This is a genomic window from Porphyrobacter sp. MBR-155 (genome assembly GCF_040547625.1).
In the GTDB taxonomy this organism is placed as follows: domain Bacteria; phylum Pseudomonadota; class Alphaproteobacteria; order Sphingomonadales; family Sphingomonadaceae; genus Erythrobacter.
On record NZ_JBEPQB010000008.1, the window covers coordinates 106,776 to 120,952 of the forward strand.

Consider the following 14,177-nt stretch of genomic DNA (forward strand, 5'->3'; position numbering starts at 1 on the left):
GTCACGCCCTTTCTGCGCCCGCGTTTTCGATCCGCGCGAGCAAGGTGCCAATATCGGCCACCGCCAGCCCGTGATCGCGCAGCAGATCGCCAATATCATCGATCCGCGCCATTTCGCCATCATCGCGCATTATCGAACAGATCACCGCCGCATCGCCAGCATCTGCCAGCCGCGCCAGTTCAATCGACGCCTCAACCGCCGAAGGCCGCGCCAGCACCCCGCCTGTCTGCGCAATCAGCGGGAAGACATGGCCGGGCGAATGGATATCGGCCGCGCTTGATCCCGGCGCAATCGCGACTGCGACCGTGTGGGCGCGGTCAGCGGCGGAAATGCCGGTGGAAACCCCGCTCGCCGCTTCAATCGATCGGGCAAAGGGCCGCCCGGTCTGGCGATGCGTTCCCGGATTGATCAGGCTCAGGCTCAGCCGCTTGGCCAGTTCTGGCGTGATCGACAGACAGATCAGCCCGCGCCCGTGAGTGGCCATGAAATTGATCGCTGCGGGGGTGACGTGGCGGGCAGCGATCATCAGATCAAGATCGCCGCCACGCAGCCGGTCGCCCGCCAGCACCACGATCCGGCCTGCGGCAATATCGGCCAATGCCTGATCGAAAGCAGTATCGGCGTTCACCGCAGCTCCCTCCCGGCGGCAAAGCTGCGTGCGCCCAGCACCACCTGCTTGCCCACCAGCTCCAATTGCCCGCGCGCGCGTTCATCCAGGCATTCGCCATCGGGCGAAAACAGTCCGCGATAGGTGCGGATGGTGGCGCCCATCGGGGTCGGCCAGCCGCGCAGGGCATGGGTGATCGCGCGCATCGTCAACAGCGTGCTCATCGACGCCTGATCGCCAAACGCGGTCGCGATCAGACCAACCGCGCGCCCATCAAGATAGGGGCGTTCATCGCGGGCGAGATCTTCAAGGTAATCGAGCGCGTTCTTGACCACGCCGGAGATAGTGCCGTGGTAGCCGGGCGCAGCGATCAGCAATCCATCGGCCTCACGCACGGCGGCAACCATTTCCGCCCCGCATGACGCATCATGCGTCGGGCCGAGATAGTGCGGCAGCGCGGTGAGATATTCGCCGCCGAACACCTGCACCGTCGCCCCTTCGCCAGCCGCAATGCTGGCGGCAAGCCGCAGCACCTGTTCGGTCGTGCTGCCGGGATTGACCGTGCCGCCAAGGGCCACGATGGTGGTCATGATAATGCCGTCCTTTCGGTGATATATTGGGCCAGCCGCGCGGTTTGTTCCGGCGTGAAATGCAGGCCAAGCTTGGTGCGCCGCCACAACACATCCTCGGCAGTGCGCGCCCATTCGGTATCGATCAGATAATCGACTTCAGTAGCGGTCAGCCCGTGACCGAAATCCTCGCCCAGATCGGCCGGGTTGGTAGCCGCGCCAAGGATTGCCCATGCGCGGGTGCCGTATAGCCGGATCAGGCGCGCTGCCTGTTGCGGGCCGATGAAGGGGTAGGCATCGGCCAGTTCGCGCGCTTTGGCCGGGGCTTCATCACGCCCGAAATCACCGCCGGGCAGCGGCGCGCCGTGCGTCCATTCCGGGCCATCGAGTGCAGGGCACAGCGGCGCGAGGCGTTCAATCGCTTCGGAGGCGAGGTGGCGGTAGGTGGTGATCTTGCCGCCGAACACCGACAGCAGCGGTGCCTCACCTGCGCCGCCATCTAGTTCAAAGCGATAACCGCGCGTCGCCGCCTCGGGCCTGCCCGAACCATCATCGACCAGCGGGCGCACGCCCGAATAGGTCCACACCACATCATCGGGCGTGATCGGGGTGCGGAAATATTCGGAGGCTCCTGCGCACAGGTAAGCGATTTCATCGGCGCTGGCGCGCACCTCATCCAGCCCGGCGGTGTGATCGACATCGGTGGTGCCGATCAGGGTGAAATCCTGTTCATAGGGGATGGCAAAGAAGATGCGCCCATCGGGCAGCTGGAAGAAATAGGCGAAATCGTGGTCGAATATCTTGCGCACCACGATATGCGAACCGCGCACCAACCGCATCCGCTGGCTGGTCGGTTCACCCGCCTGTCCTAGCACGTCCAGCACGCGCGGCCCGGCGGCGTTGACCACACAGCGCGCCCGGAACTGTTCGCCGCCAGCGGTAATCAGCCAGCTATCGCCCTGCCGGGTGAGCGCCGTCACTTCGCAGCGGGTGCGGATATCCGCGCCGCGATCCGCCGCATCGCGTGCGTTCAGCACCACCAGACGCGCATCATCGACCCAGCCATCCGAATAGGCAAAGGCGCGGGTATATTCGGGTTTTAGCGGCGCGCCCGCCGGGTGGTTGGCCAACTTCACCGACTGCGTGGGCGGCAAGTGCTTGCGCCCGCCGATATGGTCATACAGGAACAACCCCAGCCGCAGCAGCCAGCGCGGGCGCAGGCCGGGGCGGTGCGGCAGGATGAACCGCAAAGGCCAGATGATATGCGGGGCAATGCCCCACAGCACTTCGCGTTCGCTCAAGGATTCGCGCACCAGCGCAAATTCATAATGCTCAAGATAGCGCAGCCCGCCGTGGATCAGCTTGGTCGACGATGACGAGGTGCCCTCAGCCAGATCGCCGCGTTCAAGCAGCAGCACCCGCGCCCCGCGCCCCGCGGCATCGCGGGCGATCCCTGCGCCGTTCACCCCGCCGCCGATTACCGCAAGATCATAGGTCTGTTCCATCACACCGCCCATTTCGCAAAGGCCAGCGCCACGCCAAGCGAAGCGATGGTCGCCGCCAGCACCGGCATAACCGAGCGCCAGCCCAGTTGCAGCAGCAGATCGGTGCGAGTGCGCATCGCGGTTGCAGTCACCGCCAGCAGCAGCAGCGTCTTGGACGCGATCAGCGCATTGTCCGCAACCACGGCGGGCAAGCTGAGCAATGAATTGACCCCGACCAGCGCAAGGAAAGCGAGAATGAAGCCCGGCAGCATCGGCACCCGCGCACCCGTGCCTGCATCCGCCACCGGATGCGCGCGCGCAATCCACAGCGCCGCCAGTGTCACCAGCGGGGCCAGCAACGCCACCCGGGTCAGTTTGACCACGGTCGCCTGCGCCCCGGCGGAATCGGACACGGCAAAGCCAGCGCCGATCGCCTGCGCGACATCATGGATCGACGCGCCGACCAGAAATCCCGCCTGCGCATCGTTGAAACCCAGCATCTGGGTCAGCGCCGGATAGGTGGTCAGCGCAATTGCCGATGCCGCAGCCAGAATCACCAGCGTCAGCGTGAATTGCGCCTGATCGATCCGTTCGCGCCCGATCACGCCATACAGCGCCAGCGCCGCAGACGCGCCGCAGATCGCCGTCGCGCCGCCCGCCAACAGCCCCACCGACGCGCTTTGTCTGGTGGCCCGCGCCGCCAGCAGCGCGGCGATTACCGCCGCCGACATCACCAACGCAAGGCCGAGAAACGGCACCGCCCCCATCGCGGCCACCTGCATCGCTGTCACCTGAAAGCCGAGCAGCACGATCCCGACCCTGAGACCATGGCGCGATGCGGCGTCCAGCCCCGCATGGGTGCGCGCATCACCAGCCGCGAAATTGAGCGCAAGCCCGATCAACAGACCGGCAAGGATGACCGGGACACCATAATTCTGGCTGAGCCACGCGGCAGCGGCGCTGGCGATAATGCAGATTGCCAGACCGGGCACGAACCGGGAAAGCGGCTCGCGCGCCGCCGCCGGGGCCGCCGCGGCCGTATCGGCCAGCATGATTTCCCCGAACAGATCGCCCGCATAGGCATCAAAGTCAGGCCGCCGCTTGTCGATCATGTCAAACTGACCATGCGCATCGTGTTCCGGAAAGCCTCGCCCATGTTTTCTGTCCTACGGTGTCACACCATTAGGCCGCACACCATCTGAATGCAACCGCACCGCTCATACAGCCGCGCCCAGCGCGCCTTCATCGCGGCGGATGGTTGGCAATAGCCACTGGAACCACGCCAACGCAATCAGATAGGAGCTGGCCGCGAACACGAACAGCGGCACGAACCCGAACCCGGCATCCAGCACCCGGCCCGCGATCAGGCTGATCGCCACCCCGCCCATATTGCCCATGAATGCGCCAAATGCCGTTACCCGGCCCACCTTGGCATTGGGCACAACATCGGTGATGGTTGAGAAGAGCGACAGCGAAAAGCCCTGATGCCCCGCCATCACCACGCCGATCATGCAGGCCACCGGCCAGAACGAATTAAGCTCCAGCACCAATGGCAGCGGCGCCACCATCAGCGCCGATATCAGCATCACCCCCTTGCGCACGCGGTTGACCCCCCAGCCGCGTTCAAGCAGCCGGGTCGATCCCCAACCCGCCAGCAACGCGCCCAGCCCCGATCCGGCAAAGGCAATCGCCAGCGGCACGCCCAGTTCGATCGTCGAAAGGCCGAACTCCTTGCGGTAATAATCCGCCAACCAGAAATTGATGAACCACCACGTCATGTCGGATAACGCCTTGGCCCCGACGATGGCCCAGGTCTTGCGGTTGGTCAGGATCGGGCCGTATCCGGCGGCGTCGCCGCCGCTATCAGTGGGTGCTTCGTCAACGGTGCGTTCGCGCAGCTGGCTGAGCCCGCGCGCGAGCCAAATCCATGCGAGCAGCGAAATGAACCCGCCGATCCCGCCCGCCACCAGCGCGCCGCGCCAGCCCACTGTCAACGCCAGCGCCGGGATCACGAACGGCATCGCAATCGTGCCAGCACCCGCCAGCATCGTCGCAAACCCGAACGCGAAGGATCGCTGGTTCGGCGGAAACAGCGTCGCCACCGTCTTGATGGTCAGCGGGGTCTGCACCGCCTCTGTCAGCCCCAGCCCGATCCGCGCCGTCACCACCTGCCACGTGGTTATCGCCCAGCCATGCGCCATCGCAGCCACGCTCCACGCCGATGCGCCGACCTGCATCGAACGGTTCACGCCCAGCCGGTCAACCAGCCAGCCGGTGAACAGAAACGCAAAGGCTGCGGAAAATTGCGTGACCGCCGCCAGATCACCGAAATCACTGTCGCTCCAGCCGAAATCCGCCATCATGTCGGGTTTGAGGATGGCGATGATCGGGCGATCCATCGCGTTGAACACCCCGGCGATGCACAACACCGTGAACAGCGACCAGCGCAGACGGCTGGACAGGGGTGAAGATTGTGCGGCCATCACAGGCTCCTAGCTGGAAGAAGAGGGGCGGGACAAGCGTGGCCGGACAAGACAAGGGCCGCCAGATCGCTCTGGCGGCCCTGTTCTTATCATGCGACCAGAAGGCGCTCCATCACATACGGGCGCGCAGGCTGACCCCGACATAACGATCCGCCTCACGCGGGATTTGCAGACGCTGGCCATTGCCAACGTTCAGCAGCGCAAAGCTTTCATCGGTGATGTTGCGGATATGGAAGGTCAGGCGATAATTGTCATCCGGATCCGAAAAACCGACTGACGCGTTCCAGATGCCGTAGCCATCAAGCGGGCCGCTTTCACCAAGATCGGAGAATTGCGAGCTCAAGTGGCGGAAGTCGGTATCAAGATGCAGGCCAAAGCCGCCAAGGTCGGCTTCGTAACTGGCACCCAGAGTATAGGTGAACTTGGGAGCCAGCGGGAGCCTGGTGCCGTTGCGGGCATCAGGCGCGTTGGTAATCGGATTGGGATTGAATTCCTTCACCTTGGCATCGGCATAGGCGCTGCTTGCCCGCAGGGTCAGCCCACTGACTGGCACCACGACAAGATCGGCTTCAAAACCTTCGGTCTTGACCGTGCCCGCATTGGTCAGGTTGGTGATGATCGTGCCGTTCAGATTGACGAAATTGTTGGCCTGGAACCCATCATATTCAACCGTGAACGCGGCAAGGTTGAGCTGCACGCGATTATCGAGGAACTGCGATTTGATCCCCGCTTCGAATGCGTCGGAGGTCTCGGCATCGATCGGCACCGCATTATTGGGAGCGGTGTGATTGAAAAACACGTTGAAGGCCGGGCCCTTATACCCGCGCGTATAGCTGGTATACAGCATGATGTCGTCTGCTGCATAAACCTGCAAAACGGCCTTGCCCGACAGGTTGCCGTTGGTGCTGGAACCGGTTGACAGGTTCGTGCCATTGCCGCCGCTGGCGATCGTGCCGCCCGCCGGGTTACCCGACACGCCCGGCCCGGTTGCAGGCAGGCCGGTAGCAGCGTTGACGCCCGGAGCGCGGAAATGGCTAAACTCCAGATCATCCCATGTATAACGCAGCCCCCCGGTCAGCGCGATCATATCACTGAAACGGTAGGTTGCCTGACCAAACACGGCATAGTTTTCCGATGTAACATCGCTGTCCGAAGTTGCAGTGGGGAAAATCGTGTTGACCGTGTCCGCAAGGTTGCACGGCTGGCCGCCCGTAAGCGGATCAACCGGCAGTGTCGAACTGGCGCAAGTAACGACTTCGCGCGTGAACTGCTGCTCATTGTCTGATCGCCAGGCAAATGCCCCGACCTGATAGAAAAAGTCCTCTGATGTGTCCGACGCCAACCGCACTTCGAGCGAATATTGCTCGGTCTTCACCGTGCCGTCATCGTGCAGTTCAGCAGTGCCGACCAGCGCGCGCGGCAGGAAATCGCCTTCACGAATTTCGCGGTTTTTCCAGTTGCGATAGCCCGCGACAAAGCTCAGCGTGTGGCTGTTGAAAACATCAAAGTCACCCGATGCGGTCAGGCTCCACTGTTCGTCGCGGGTCTCGGTGACCAGATTGTGGTTGACGTAGCGCTGATCGAGCCCCTGCGCCACGCCGCCAGGCAGGCCAAGCTCGGCATCCAGCACCGCACCACGGCTGACCGTGGTGATATCGGCGCAGCAATCATCATCCGCCTTGAAGTAATCAGCGATCAGGCGGATTTTTGCCGAACCATTGTCGTAATCGACGATCCCGCGTGCGCCATAATGTTCATACCCGTTCACGTCTTCTTCCTGCCCGCCGAAGACGTTGGTGATGTTGCCATCATAGGTGCCGTAAAATCCGGTGATGCGGCCACTGAGGTTTTCACCCAGCGGGCCGGAAATTGCCGCGCGAAGGCGATATTCATTGCCTTCAAACCATTCGGCGCGCGCTTCAGCCTCCAGAGTGTCAGTGCCACCCTTGGAAACCATGTTGACGAGGCCCGCCGAAGCGTTTTTGCCGAACAGGGTGCCCTGCGGCCCACGCAGAACTTCGATCCGTTCGAGATCGACAAGATCCATGAACGCCTGACCAGAACGTGACAGCACGACTCCGTCGACAACGGTGGACACACTGGGTTCGGCAGCAATCGAGAAAGTGATCGTGCCCACGCCGCGCATCACAATCGCGCTGTTGGCGCTGGTGGTGCCCTTGCGGAAGGTTACCGATGGAACCAGCCGGGTCAGCCCTTCAAGGCTGGTGGTGCCGGTTTGCTCGAGTCGGTCAGCGGTGATTGCGGTGATCGCAATCGGCACATCCTGAACATTTTCAGATACTTTTTGTGCAGTTACAAGGATTTCGGCAATGCCGCCGGTGTCCTCTGCTTCATCCTGCGCGAGCGCCGGAGCGGCGTACATCAGCGCCAGCGAACTGGCGGAAACTGCAAGCGCTTTAAGCGCAATTCTGGTGGTGACGGACATATTGCTCTCTCCCCTCAAACCTGATCAACTCATTTGACGATCGTCAGATCATCGCCCGTGCGGTCGATCTTTGGACGCTTGAGTTGCGCTTTCTGTCGCTGTATGTCAAGCGGTGTCAGAAAGCACCAATATGGGGAGTTAAGGGCGTTGGCGTCGCAGTTGGCTGCACTTCAGGATGGATTCGCCCTGTTGCTGGGCGGGCATTCTATTGTCAGTCACAGGTCTGGTTTACCTGCCATTGCAATCGGTTCAGGCGACCCAAAGGTCGCGATGGTGCGCGGCAATTTCCGGCTCGGCGATGGGCTGCGTCCCGCAGCGCGACTTACCCAATGCGCCCGCGCTGGTGACGGGTTTGTGCTCTCCAGCCTCAATGAAACCGCGCAGGTGGCGGCGCGAATCGCGCCGGATGGCGGGCGGCTCAGCCTTAAGACGCTGACCCCGCATGATCGCATCACCATCGATTTCAACCTCGGCGCGGGTGATGTGCTGTGGGGCGGCGGAGAGCAGATGAGCTATCTTGCGCTCAATGGCCGCCGCTTTCCGATCTGGACGAGCGAGCCGGGCGTCGGGCGCGAACCCGGCACAGCACTGACCGATCAGGCCAGCGCCGATGGCTCGTTTGCGGGCGGGGATTACTGGACCACCAATTACCCCGAACCGACGGTGCTGTGTTCGGCGGGCTGGGCGCTGAGCCTCGCCAATGCCGACTATTGCGAGCTGGACGCGACCGAGCCCGGACGGCTGCGCATCCACGTCTGGTCAGGCGAGGTCGCGATTGATCTGTTTGAGGGCGATCCTGCTGATCTGGTGCGCCAGTTGGGCGCGCGGTTCGGCCCGCGTCAGCCGCTGCCTGAATGGGCACTCGGCGGCGCGATGGTGGGGCTTAAAGACGGGACGAACAGCTTTGACCGGCTCGAACGCCTGATCGATGCAGGCGCGGCCGTATCGGGGCTGTGGTGCGAAGACTGGGTCGGCTTGCGCGAAACCAGCTTTGGCCGCCGCCTGTTCTGGGACTGGCAATGGAACCCTAAACGCTATCCCGCCCTGCCCGATCGCATCGCCGCGCTGAAAGCGCGCGGCATCCGGTTTATGGGCTATGTGAACCCCTATCTCGCGGTTGATGGCCCGCTTTACGCTGAAGCCGCGGCAAAGGGATTTTTCGCGCGCCGGCTGGATTCTGACGCCCCCTATCTGGTCGATTTCGGCGAGTTCGACGCGGGCGTGGTCGATTTCACCAACCCCGCGGCTGCGGACTGGTTCGCCGAGGAGGTGATCGGCAAGCGAATGCTCGATTTCGGGCTGGACGGATGGATGGCCGATTTTGGCGAATATATGCCGGTCGATCTCAGGCTCCACGATGGCGATCCGATGCAGGAACACAACCGCTGGCCGGTGCGCTGGGCCGAGGTCAACGCGCGCGCCGTCGCCTCGCGCGGGCGCAGCGGCGATGTGCTGTGGTTCATGCGCGCCGGGCATACCGGGGTGCAGGCGCATTGCCCATTGTTGTGGGCGGGCGATCAATCGGTCGATTTCAGCCGCCATGACGGCATCGGCACGGTGATCACCGCCGCGCTGTCATCCGGGCTTGTCGGCAATGCCTTTAGCCATTCGGACGTTGGCGGCTATACCAGCCTGTTCGGCAATGTGCGTGAGCCCGAATTGTTGCTGCGCTGGTATGAACTGGGCGCGTTCAGCCCGGTAATGCGCACGCATGAGGGCAACCGGCCTGACGATAACCTGCAGATCGACTCAACCCCCGAACTGATCGCAGGCTTCGTCCGCTGGAGCCGGATTCACGCCGCGCTCGCTCCCTATGCGGCGCAGCTGGTGGCCGAAGCGCAGGCCAGCGGCCTACCCGCCATGCGCGCGCTGTTTCTGCACTATCCGCAAGACCGCCAAACTTTCACGATTCAGGATCAATTCCTGTATGGGGCCGACATGATGGTGGCACCAGTAATCGAAAAGGGGGCGGCGATGCGGCGGGTCTATCTACCGGGTGATAGCGGACAGGAATGGAGCCATCTGTGGACGGGTGAGGCCTTTGCGCCCGGCTGGCATGACGTGTCTGCGCCGCTGGGTCAGCCGCCGGTGTTCACCCGTCCGGACAGCGTGTTCGCGCCCCTGTTTGCGCAGCTGCGCGATATCGGAGGCGATCGGGCATGAGCAGAGCCAATATCCGCGATGTTGCCGCGCGCGCCGGGGTGGCGGTCAAAACCGTCAGCCGGGTGCTCAATGGCCACCCCTATGTCAGCGATACCCTGCGCGGCAAGGTTGAACAGGCGATGGCCGATCTGGACTTTCGCCCCAGCGTGGCCGCGCGCATACTGTCGGGTGCCAAGTCCAATCAGGTGGCGCTGATCTACGACAATCACAGCCCCTATTACATGTTCCAGATCCAGAAGGGGTGCTGGGATGTGTGCCACGAAAACGGCATCCGCCTACTGGCGCAGCCGGTTGACGTGGCTGACCCGCGCGTGGGCGATCAGGTGCGCGGGCTGGTGAGTGAAACCCACGTCGACGGGATCATCCTGTCATCCCCCGTGACCGATTGCGACCCGGTGCTGCGCGCGCTTGAATCGATGGACGTACCATTCGTGCGGATATCGCCGGGGACCAACCATGCGCTGACCAGTTCGGTGTTCATGGACGATGCGCAGGCCGCCGACGACATGACCACGCATCTGATCAACGCCGGCCACCGCCGCATCGGCTTTATCAAAGGCCACACCAATCACATGGCATCGGATGATCGCCTGTTCGGTTATCGCCGCGCGCTTGACCGGGTGGGCATTCCGTTTGAACCGCATCTGGTTGTCGATGGCGAATTTGATTTCGACTCGGGTGTGCGCAGCGCGCGTGCATTACTCGATCTGCCTGATCGGCCCACCGCGATCTTTGCCTCGAATGACGATATGGCGGCTGGCGTTCTGGCCGTGGCGCATGATCGCAGAATCAACGTGCCCGCCGAACTTTCGGTCGCCGGTTTCGATGATACCACGCTGGCCCGCACGGTCTGGCCGCCGCTAACCACCATCCGCCAACCGATGGCCGAACTGGCGCGCACCGCCACTGAAATTCTGATTGCGGGCGGAGATATCAACCATCGCCGCCTGCCCCACACTCTGGTGGAGCGCGCCTCTGTCGCTCCGCCCAAAGGACCATCTCATGAGTGAATTGCCCCTTCCCCCCGCCACCCGCACACTTGGCCATAGCGGCATTGCGGTGTCACCGATTGCCTGGGGCATGTGGCGCCTCGCTGAAAACGGGCGCACTGCGGTCGATGCAGCGCGGCTGGTGCACGCGGCGCTCGATGCCGGGATCACGTTCCTCGACACCGCCGACATCTATGGCTTTGATGGCCCAAGACCTGATGGGACCACCGGGTTTGGCGATGCCGAGGCGCTGCTGGGTGAAGTACTGGTTGCCGAACCCGGCTTGCGCGGGCGAATGGTGCTGGCCACCAAGGGCGGGATCCTGCCCCCGCTGCCCTATGATCAGAGCTCGGATTATCTGCGCAAGGCGATCGATGATTCGCTCACCCGGCTGAAGGTGGATCACGTTGATCTGTGGCAGATCCACCGCCCCGATATCCTCGCCCACCCGCAAGAGGTCGCCCGCGTGCTCGATGATGCGGTGGCATCGGGCAAGGTGCGCAGCCTGGGCGTGTCGAATTTCACGATGGCGCAGACCGCCGCGCTCAACCATTTTCTTGACCACAAGCTGGTGACGACCCAACCCGAAATCAGCCCGCTGCGTATCACCTGCTTTGAAAATGGCGAGCTGGATCAGGCGATGATGCTCGGCCTCACCCCGATGGCTTGGTCGCCGCTGGGAGGCGGGTTGCTGACCGCGCCCGAAACGCCGCGTGACAAGGCGGTGGCGGCTGCGCTGGACGCGGTGGCAAACGCGCAAGGGGTGTCGCGCACGGTTGCCGCCTATAGCTGGCTGATGGCGCATCCGGCGGGGATCATCCCGATCATCGGATCGCAGAACGCGGGCCGGATTGCCGAGGGCGCGGCGGCGCTGAGCGTGCGCTGGACGCGGCAGGATTGGTATGCGGTGCTGATCGCCGCGCGTGGAGTGCCACTGCCCTGATCATGAACCCCACCTCGTTCGTGCTGAGCTTGTCGAAGCACCGTCCTTCTTGAGGATGCGCGGGAAGCATGAAGTGAAGAACGGCCCTTCGACAAGCTCAGGGCGAACGGAAGTTGGATGAGGAACCGGAAATGACCCAACAATGCGAAATCGCGTGGTTTTCCGCGCTGTGCGATGATGATTACGAATTTCTCGGCGTGCCCGACAAATATCTGCAATCCAGCTGGGAGCATTGTCGCAACATCGTGCTGCGCGCCGAAGAAGGCGGGTTCGACAACATCCTGCTGCCTTCGGGCTATCAGTTGGGCCTAGATACCACCATCTTCGCCGCTGCTGTGGCAACGCAGGTGCAGCGGATCAAGCTGTTGTGGGCGACCCGGATGGGCGAAGACTGGCCGCCGCAACTGGCGCGCCGGATTGCGACGCTTGACCGCATCCTTGGCCCCAATGCGGCAGGCACCGGTGGGCGGCTGAACGTCAACATCATCTCCTCCGATCTGCCGGGCCAAAAGATGGAAAGCGGCCCGCGTTACCGCCGCGGCACCGAAATCATGAAGATCGTGCGCACGCTGCTGAACGGCGAACACCTCGATTTTCAGGGCGAGTTCTTCCAGATGAAGCTCGATCCGGCGCGCATCACCACGCTGTCGGGCAAGTGTCCGCCGTTCTATTTCGGCGGGTTGTCACACGAAGCGCGCGAATGCGCCGCCGAGGCGTGCGACGTCTATCTGATGTGGCCCGACACGATGGACAAGGTGCGCGAAAACATCGCCGACCTGCGCGAACGAGCGGCGCGCTATGGCCGGACACTCAAGTTCGGTTACCGCGCCCACGTGATCGTGCGCGAAACCGAGGATGAAGCGCGCGCCTATGCCGATCGCTTGCTGTCGAAGCTGGATGATGACGCAGGCCGCGCGATCCGCGAAAAATCGCTCGACGCCAAGAATTACGGCGTCCAGCGCCAGCAGGAATTGCGCAGCGCGGCGGATGGCGATGGCTTCGTCGAAGAAAATCTGTGGACCGGGATCGGCCGGGCGCGGTCAGGTTGCGGGGCGGCAATCGTCGGCACGCCCGATCAGGTGCTGGCCAAACTGCGCGCCTATCAGGCCGAGGGGATCGAAGCGTTCATCCTGTCAGGCTATCCCCACGCGCAGGAAGCCGACATGTTCGCCCGCCACGTGCTGCCGCATATCCAGCACGGCCCGTTGAACCTGTAAGCCCGCGAGCCACCCCAAAAGTGCCCCCGGATCGCGTGGATTTGGGGGCACCAGCAGGAACGCCAGCCGATGCCGGGAGCCATTAAATCCCATAAAAACATGGGAATTTCAAACGTCCGGCGATATCAGAAAACAGGGAAATGGTGCCGCTTACAGGACTCGAACCTGTGACCCCCGCATTACGAATGCGATGCTCTACCAACTGAGCTAAAGCGGCATATACGCGTGCTGCCCTAATTGCGGGGGGCAATGCGCGCAATGCAAAGGTGGAGGCCCGAGCCGGAATCGAACCGGCGTGCAAGGATTTGCAGTCCTCTGCGTAACCACTCCGCCATCGGGCCGAGCCATCCGGGGCATGCGTCCCGAACAGAGCGCGCGCACTAGCGATTCGCTGCGGGCTTGGCAATCTGTGTTTCGTGGGCAAGGCTTGGGGGATCGGTTGACGCAACGTCAATCTGGACGCCACGCAAACCGCACGGCAAAGCAGCGCGCATGACCATTGCCAGCCTGCTTGAACCCATCACCGGCCAGCCCGGCCCTGCCCGCCTTGCCCACGCCGCCGACTGGATGCAGGGGCGCACGCTGTATGGTGGGGCATCGGCGCTGGTGGCCTATACGATGGCGGCGCGCGCTTTTCCCGGCCTGCCGCCGCTGCGCGCCGCGCAGGTCGCATTTGTCGCGCCGGTGGGCGAAGACATTGCACTTACCGCCGAAATTATCCGGCAGGGGCGCAACGTCACGCAGGTGCGCAGCGAGATTCTGTGCGATGGCAAGGTGGTGCTTTCGGCCTTCTGGCTGTTTGGCGAAGGACGCGAAGCGAATGCGCTGCGCCCCGCCGATCCGCCCGAAAGCTGGCCGGGCGCACCTGACGCCAACGAGGTGGCGATGGGCGGGCAGGGGCCAAGCTTCATCCAGAACAATTTCGAACTGCGCTATGGTCAGGTCAAAGGCGCAGATCACGGCGCGACCGTGCGCCGCTGGGCGCGGCTGACCGAACAGCACGATCTCGACCCGGTGTCGAAACTGGTGCTGATGGGCGACGTCATGCCCCCGGGCGCGATGCGGGCGATGCGTCGGATTGGCCCGATCAGTTCAATCAACTGGTCGTTCAATGTGCTCGACCCCGAAACCCGTTCGCCGGGCGGCTGGTATCTGGCCGAGAACGCCAGCCAGCACGCCGATAGCGGCTATTCATCCGAACGGCTGCGAATGTGGGATGCGGACGGGCGGCAGGTGCTCGACGGGGTTCAGTGCGTGGCGGTGTTCGGGTAAGCGC

General features: G+C 63.2%; 11 protein-coding genes and 2 tRNA genes. 5 read left to right on the forward strand and 8 right to left on the reverse strand.

Annotation, left to right across the window (positions count from 1 at the left end; translation table 11 throughout):
- Window position 1: 1 nt before the first annotated feature.
- From ABIE62_RS10455 to ABIE62_RS10480, 6 genes are all read right to left on the reverse strand, one after another.
- Window positions 2-628 (reverse strand): 3,4-dihydroxy-2-butanone-4-phosphate synthase, encoded by a 627-nt coding sequence (locus ABIE62_RS10455; protein ID WP_354325821.1) that lies wholly within the window; start codon window positions 626-628, stop codon window positions 2-4.
- The gene (locus tag ABIE62_RS10460) at window positions 625-1,197 is read right to left on the reverse strand and encodes an NADPH-dependent FMN reductase (protein WP_354325823.1); all 573 of its coding nucleotides are present in this window, start codon (window positions 1,195-1,197) and stop codon (window positions 625-627) included. Before ABIE62_RS10460 ends, ABIE62_RS10455 begins: the two co-directional genes overlap by 4 nt.
- On the reverse strand, window positions 1,194-2,681 hold the full coding sequence (locus ABIE62_RS10465) for a glycerol-3-phosphate dehydrogenase (protein WP_354325825.1): 1,488 nt from the start codon (window positions 2,679-2,681) through the stop codon (window positions 1,194-1,196). The genes ABIE62_RS10460 and ABIE62_RS10465 overlap by 4 nt, the downstream gene beginning before the upstream one ends.
- Window positions 2,681-3,772 carry a YeiH family protein gene (locus tag ABIE62_RS10470; RefSeq protein WP_354325827.1) on the reverse strand — a complete coding sequence of 364 codons (1,092 nt, stop codon included), beginning with the start codon at window positions 3,770-3,772 and terminating at the stop codon, window positions 2,681-2,683. The genes ABIE62_RS10465 and ABIE62_RS10470 overlap by 1 nt, the downstream gene beginning before the upstream one ends.
- 105 nt (window positions 3,773-3,877) lie before the next feature.
- Entirely contained in the window at window positions 3,878-5,143 is a 1,266-nt protein-coding gene (locus tag ABIE62_RS10475) for an MFS transporter (RefSeq protein ID WP_354325829.1), read from the reverse strand.
- Window positions 5,144-5,255: 112 nt separating this feature from the next.
- Window positions 5,256-7,589 carry a TonB-dependent receptor gene (locus ABIE62_RS10480; RefSeq protein ID WP_354325831.1) on the reverse strand — a complete coding sequence of 778 codons (2,334 nt, stop codon included), beginning with the start codon at window positions 7,587-7,589 and terminating at the stop codon, window positions 5,256-5,258.
- A 102-nt stretch (window positions 7,590-7,691) separates the two neighbouring features.
- On the opposite strand from ABIE62_RS10480, the gene ABIE62_RS10485 reads away from it, so the two are divergent.
- The 4 genes from ABIE62_RS10485 (at window position 7,692) to ABIE62_RS10500 (ending at window position 12,901) form a co-directional block, all read left to right on the forward strand.
- Entirely contained in the window at window positions 7,692-9,752 is a 2,061-nt protein-coding gene (locus ABIE62_RS10485) for an alpha-glucosidase (RefSeq protein ID WP_354325833.1), read from the forward strand.
- A complete protein-coding gene (locus ABIE62_RS10490) occupies window positions 9,749-10,762 on the forward strand; it encodes a LacI family DNA-binding transcriptional regulator (protein ID WP_354325835.1) in 1,014 nt (337 codons plus the stop codon). The genes ABIE62_RS10485 and ABIE62_RS10490 overlap by 4 nt, the downstream gene beginning before the upstream one ends.
- Window positions 10,755-11,684, forward strand: a complete 930-nt coding sequence (locus ABIE62_RS10495; RefSeq protein ID WP_354325837.1) for an aldo/keto reductase — start codon at window positions 10,755-10,757, stop codon at window positions 11,682-11,684. The genes ABIE62_RS10490 and ABIE62_RS10495 overlap by 8 nt, the downstream gene beginning before the upstream one ends.
- A 131-nt stretch (window positions 11,685-11,815) precedes the next feature.
- Window positions 11,816-12,901, forward strand: coding sequence for an LLM class flavin-dependent oxidoreductase (locus ABIE62_RS10500; protein ID WP_354325839.1), 1,086 nt, complete (start codon window positions 11,816-11,818; stop codon window positions 12,899-12,901).
- Window positions 12,902-13,042: 141 nt separating this feature from the next.
- On the opposite strand, the gene ABIE62_RS10505 is transcribed toward ABIE62_RS10500, so the two are convergent.
- Together ABIE62_RS10505 and ABIE62_RS10510 are read right to left on the reverse strand one after the other, a co-directional pair.
- A tRNA-Thr gene (locus ABIE62_RS10505) sits at window positions 13,043-13,118 on the reverse strand.
- Window positions 13,119-13,168: 50 nt separating this feature from the next.
- Window positions 13,169-13,242 (reverse strand) — tRNA-Cys (locus tag ABIE62_RS10510).
- Between the two features lie 151 nt (window positions 13,243-13,393).
- Between ABIE62_RS10510 and ABIE62_RS10515 the strand changes: the two genes are divergently transcribed.
- Window positions 13,394-14,173, forward strand: a complete 780-nt coding sequence (locus tag ABIE62_RS10515) for an acyl-CoA thioesterase (protein WP_354325841.1) — start codon at window positions 13,394-13,396, stop codon at window positions 14,171-14,173.
- Window positions 14,174-14,177 lie beyond the last annotated feature (4 nt).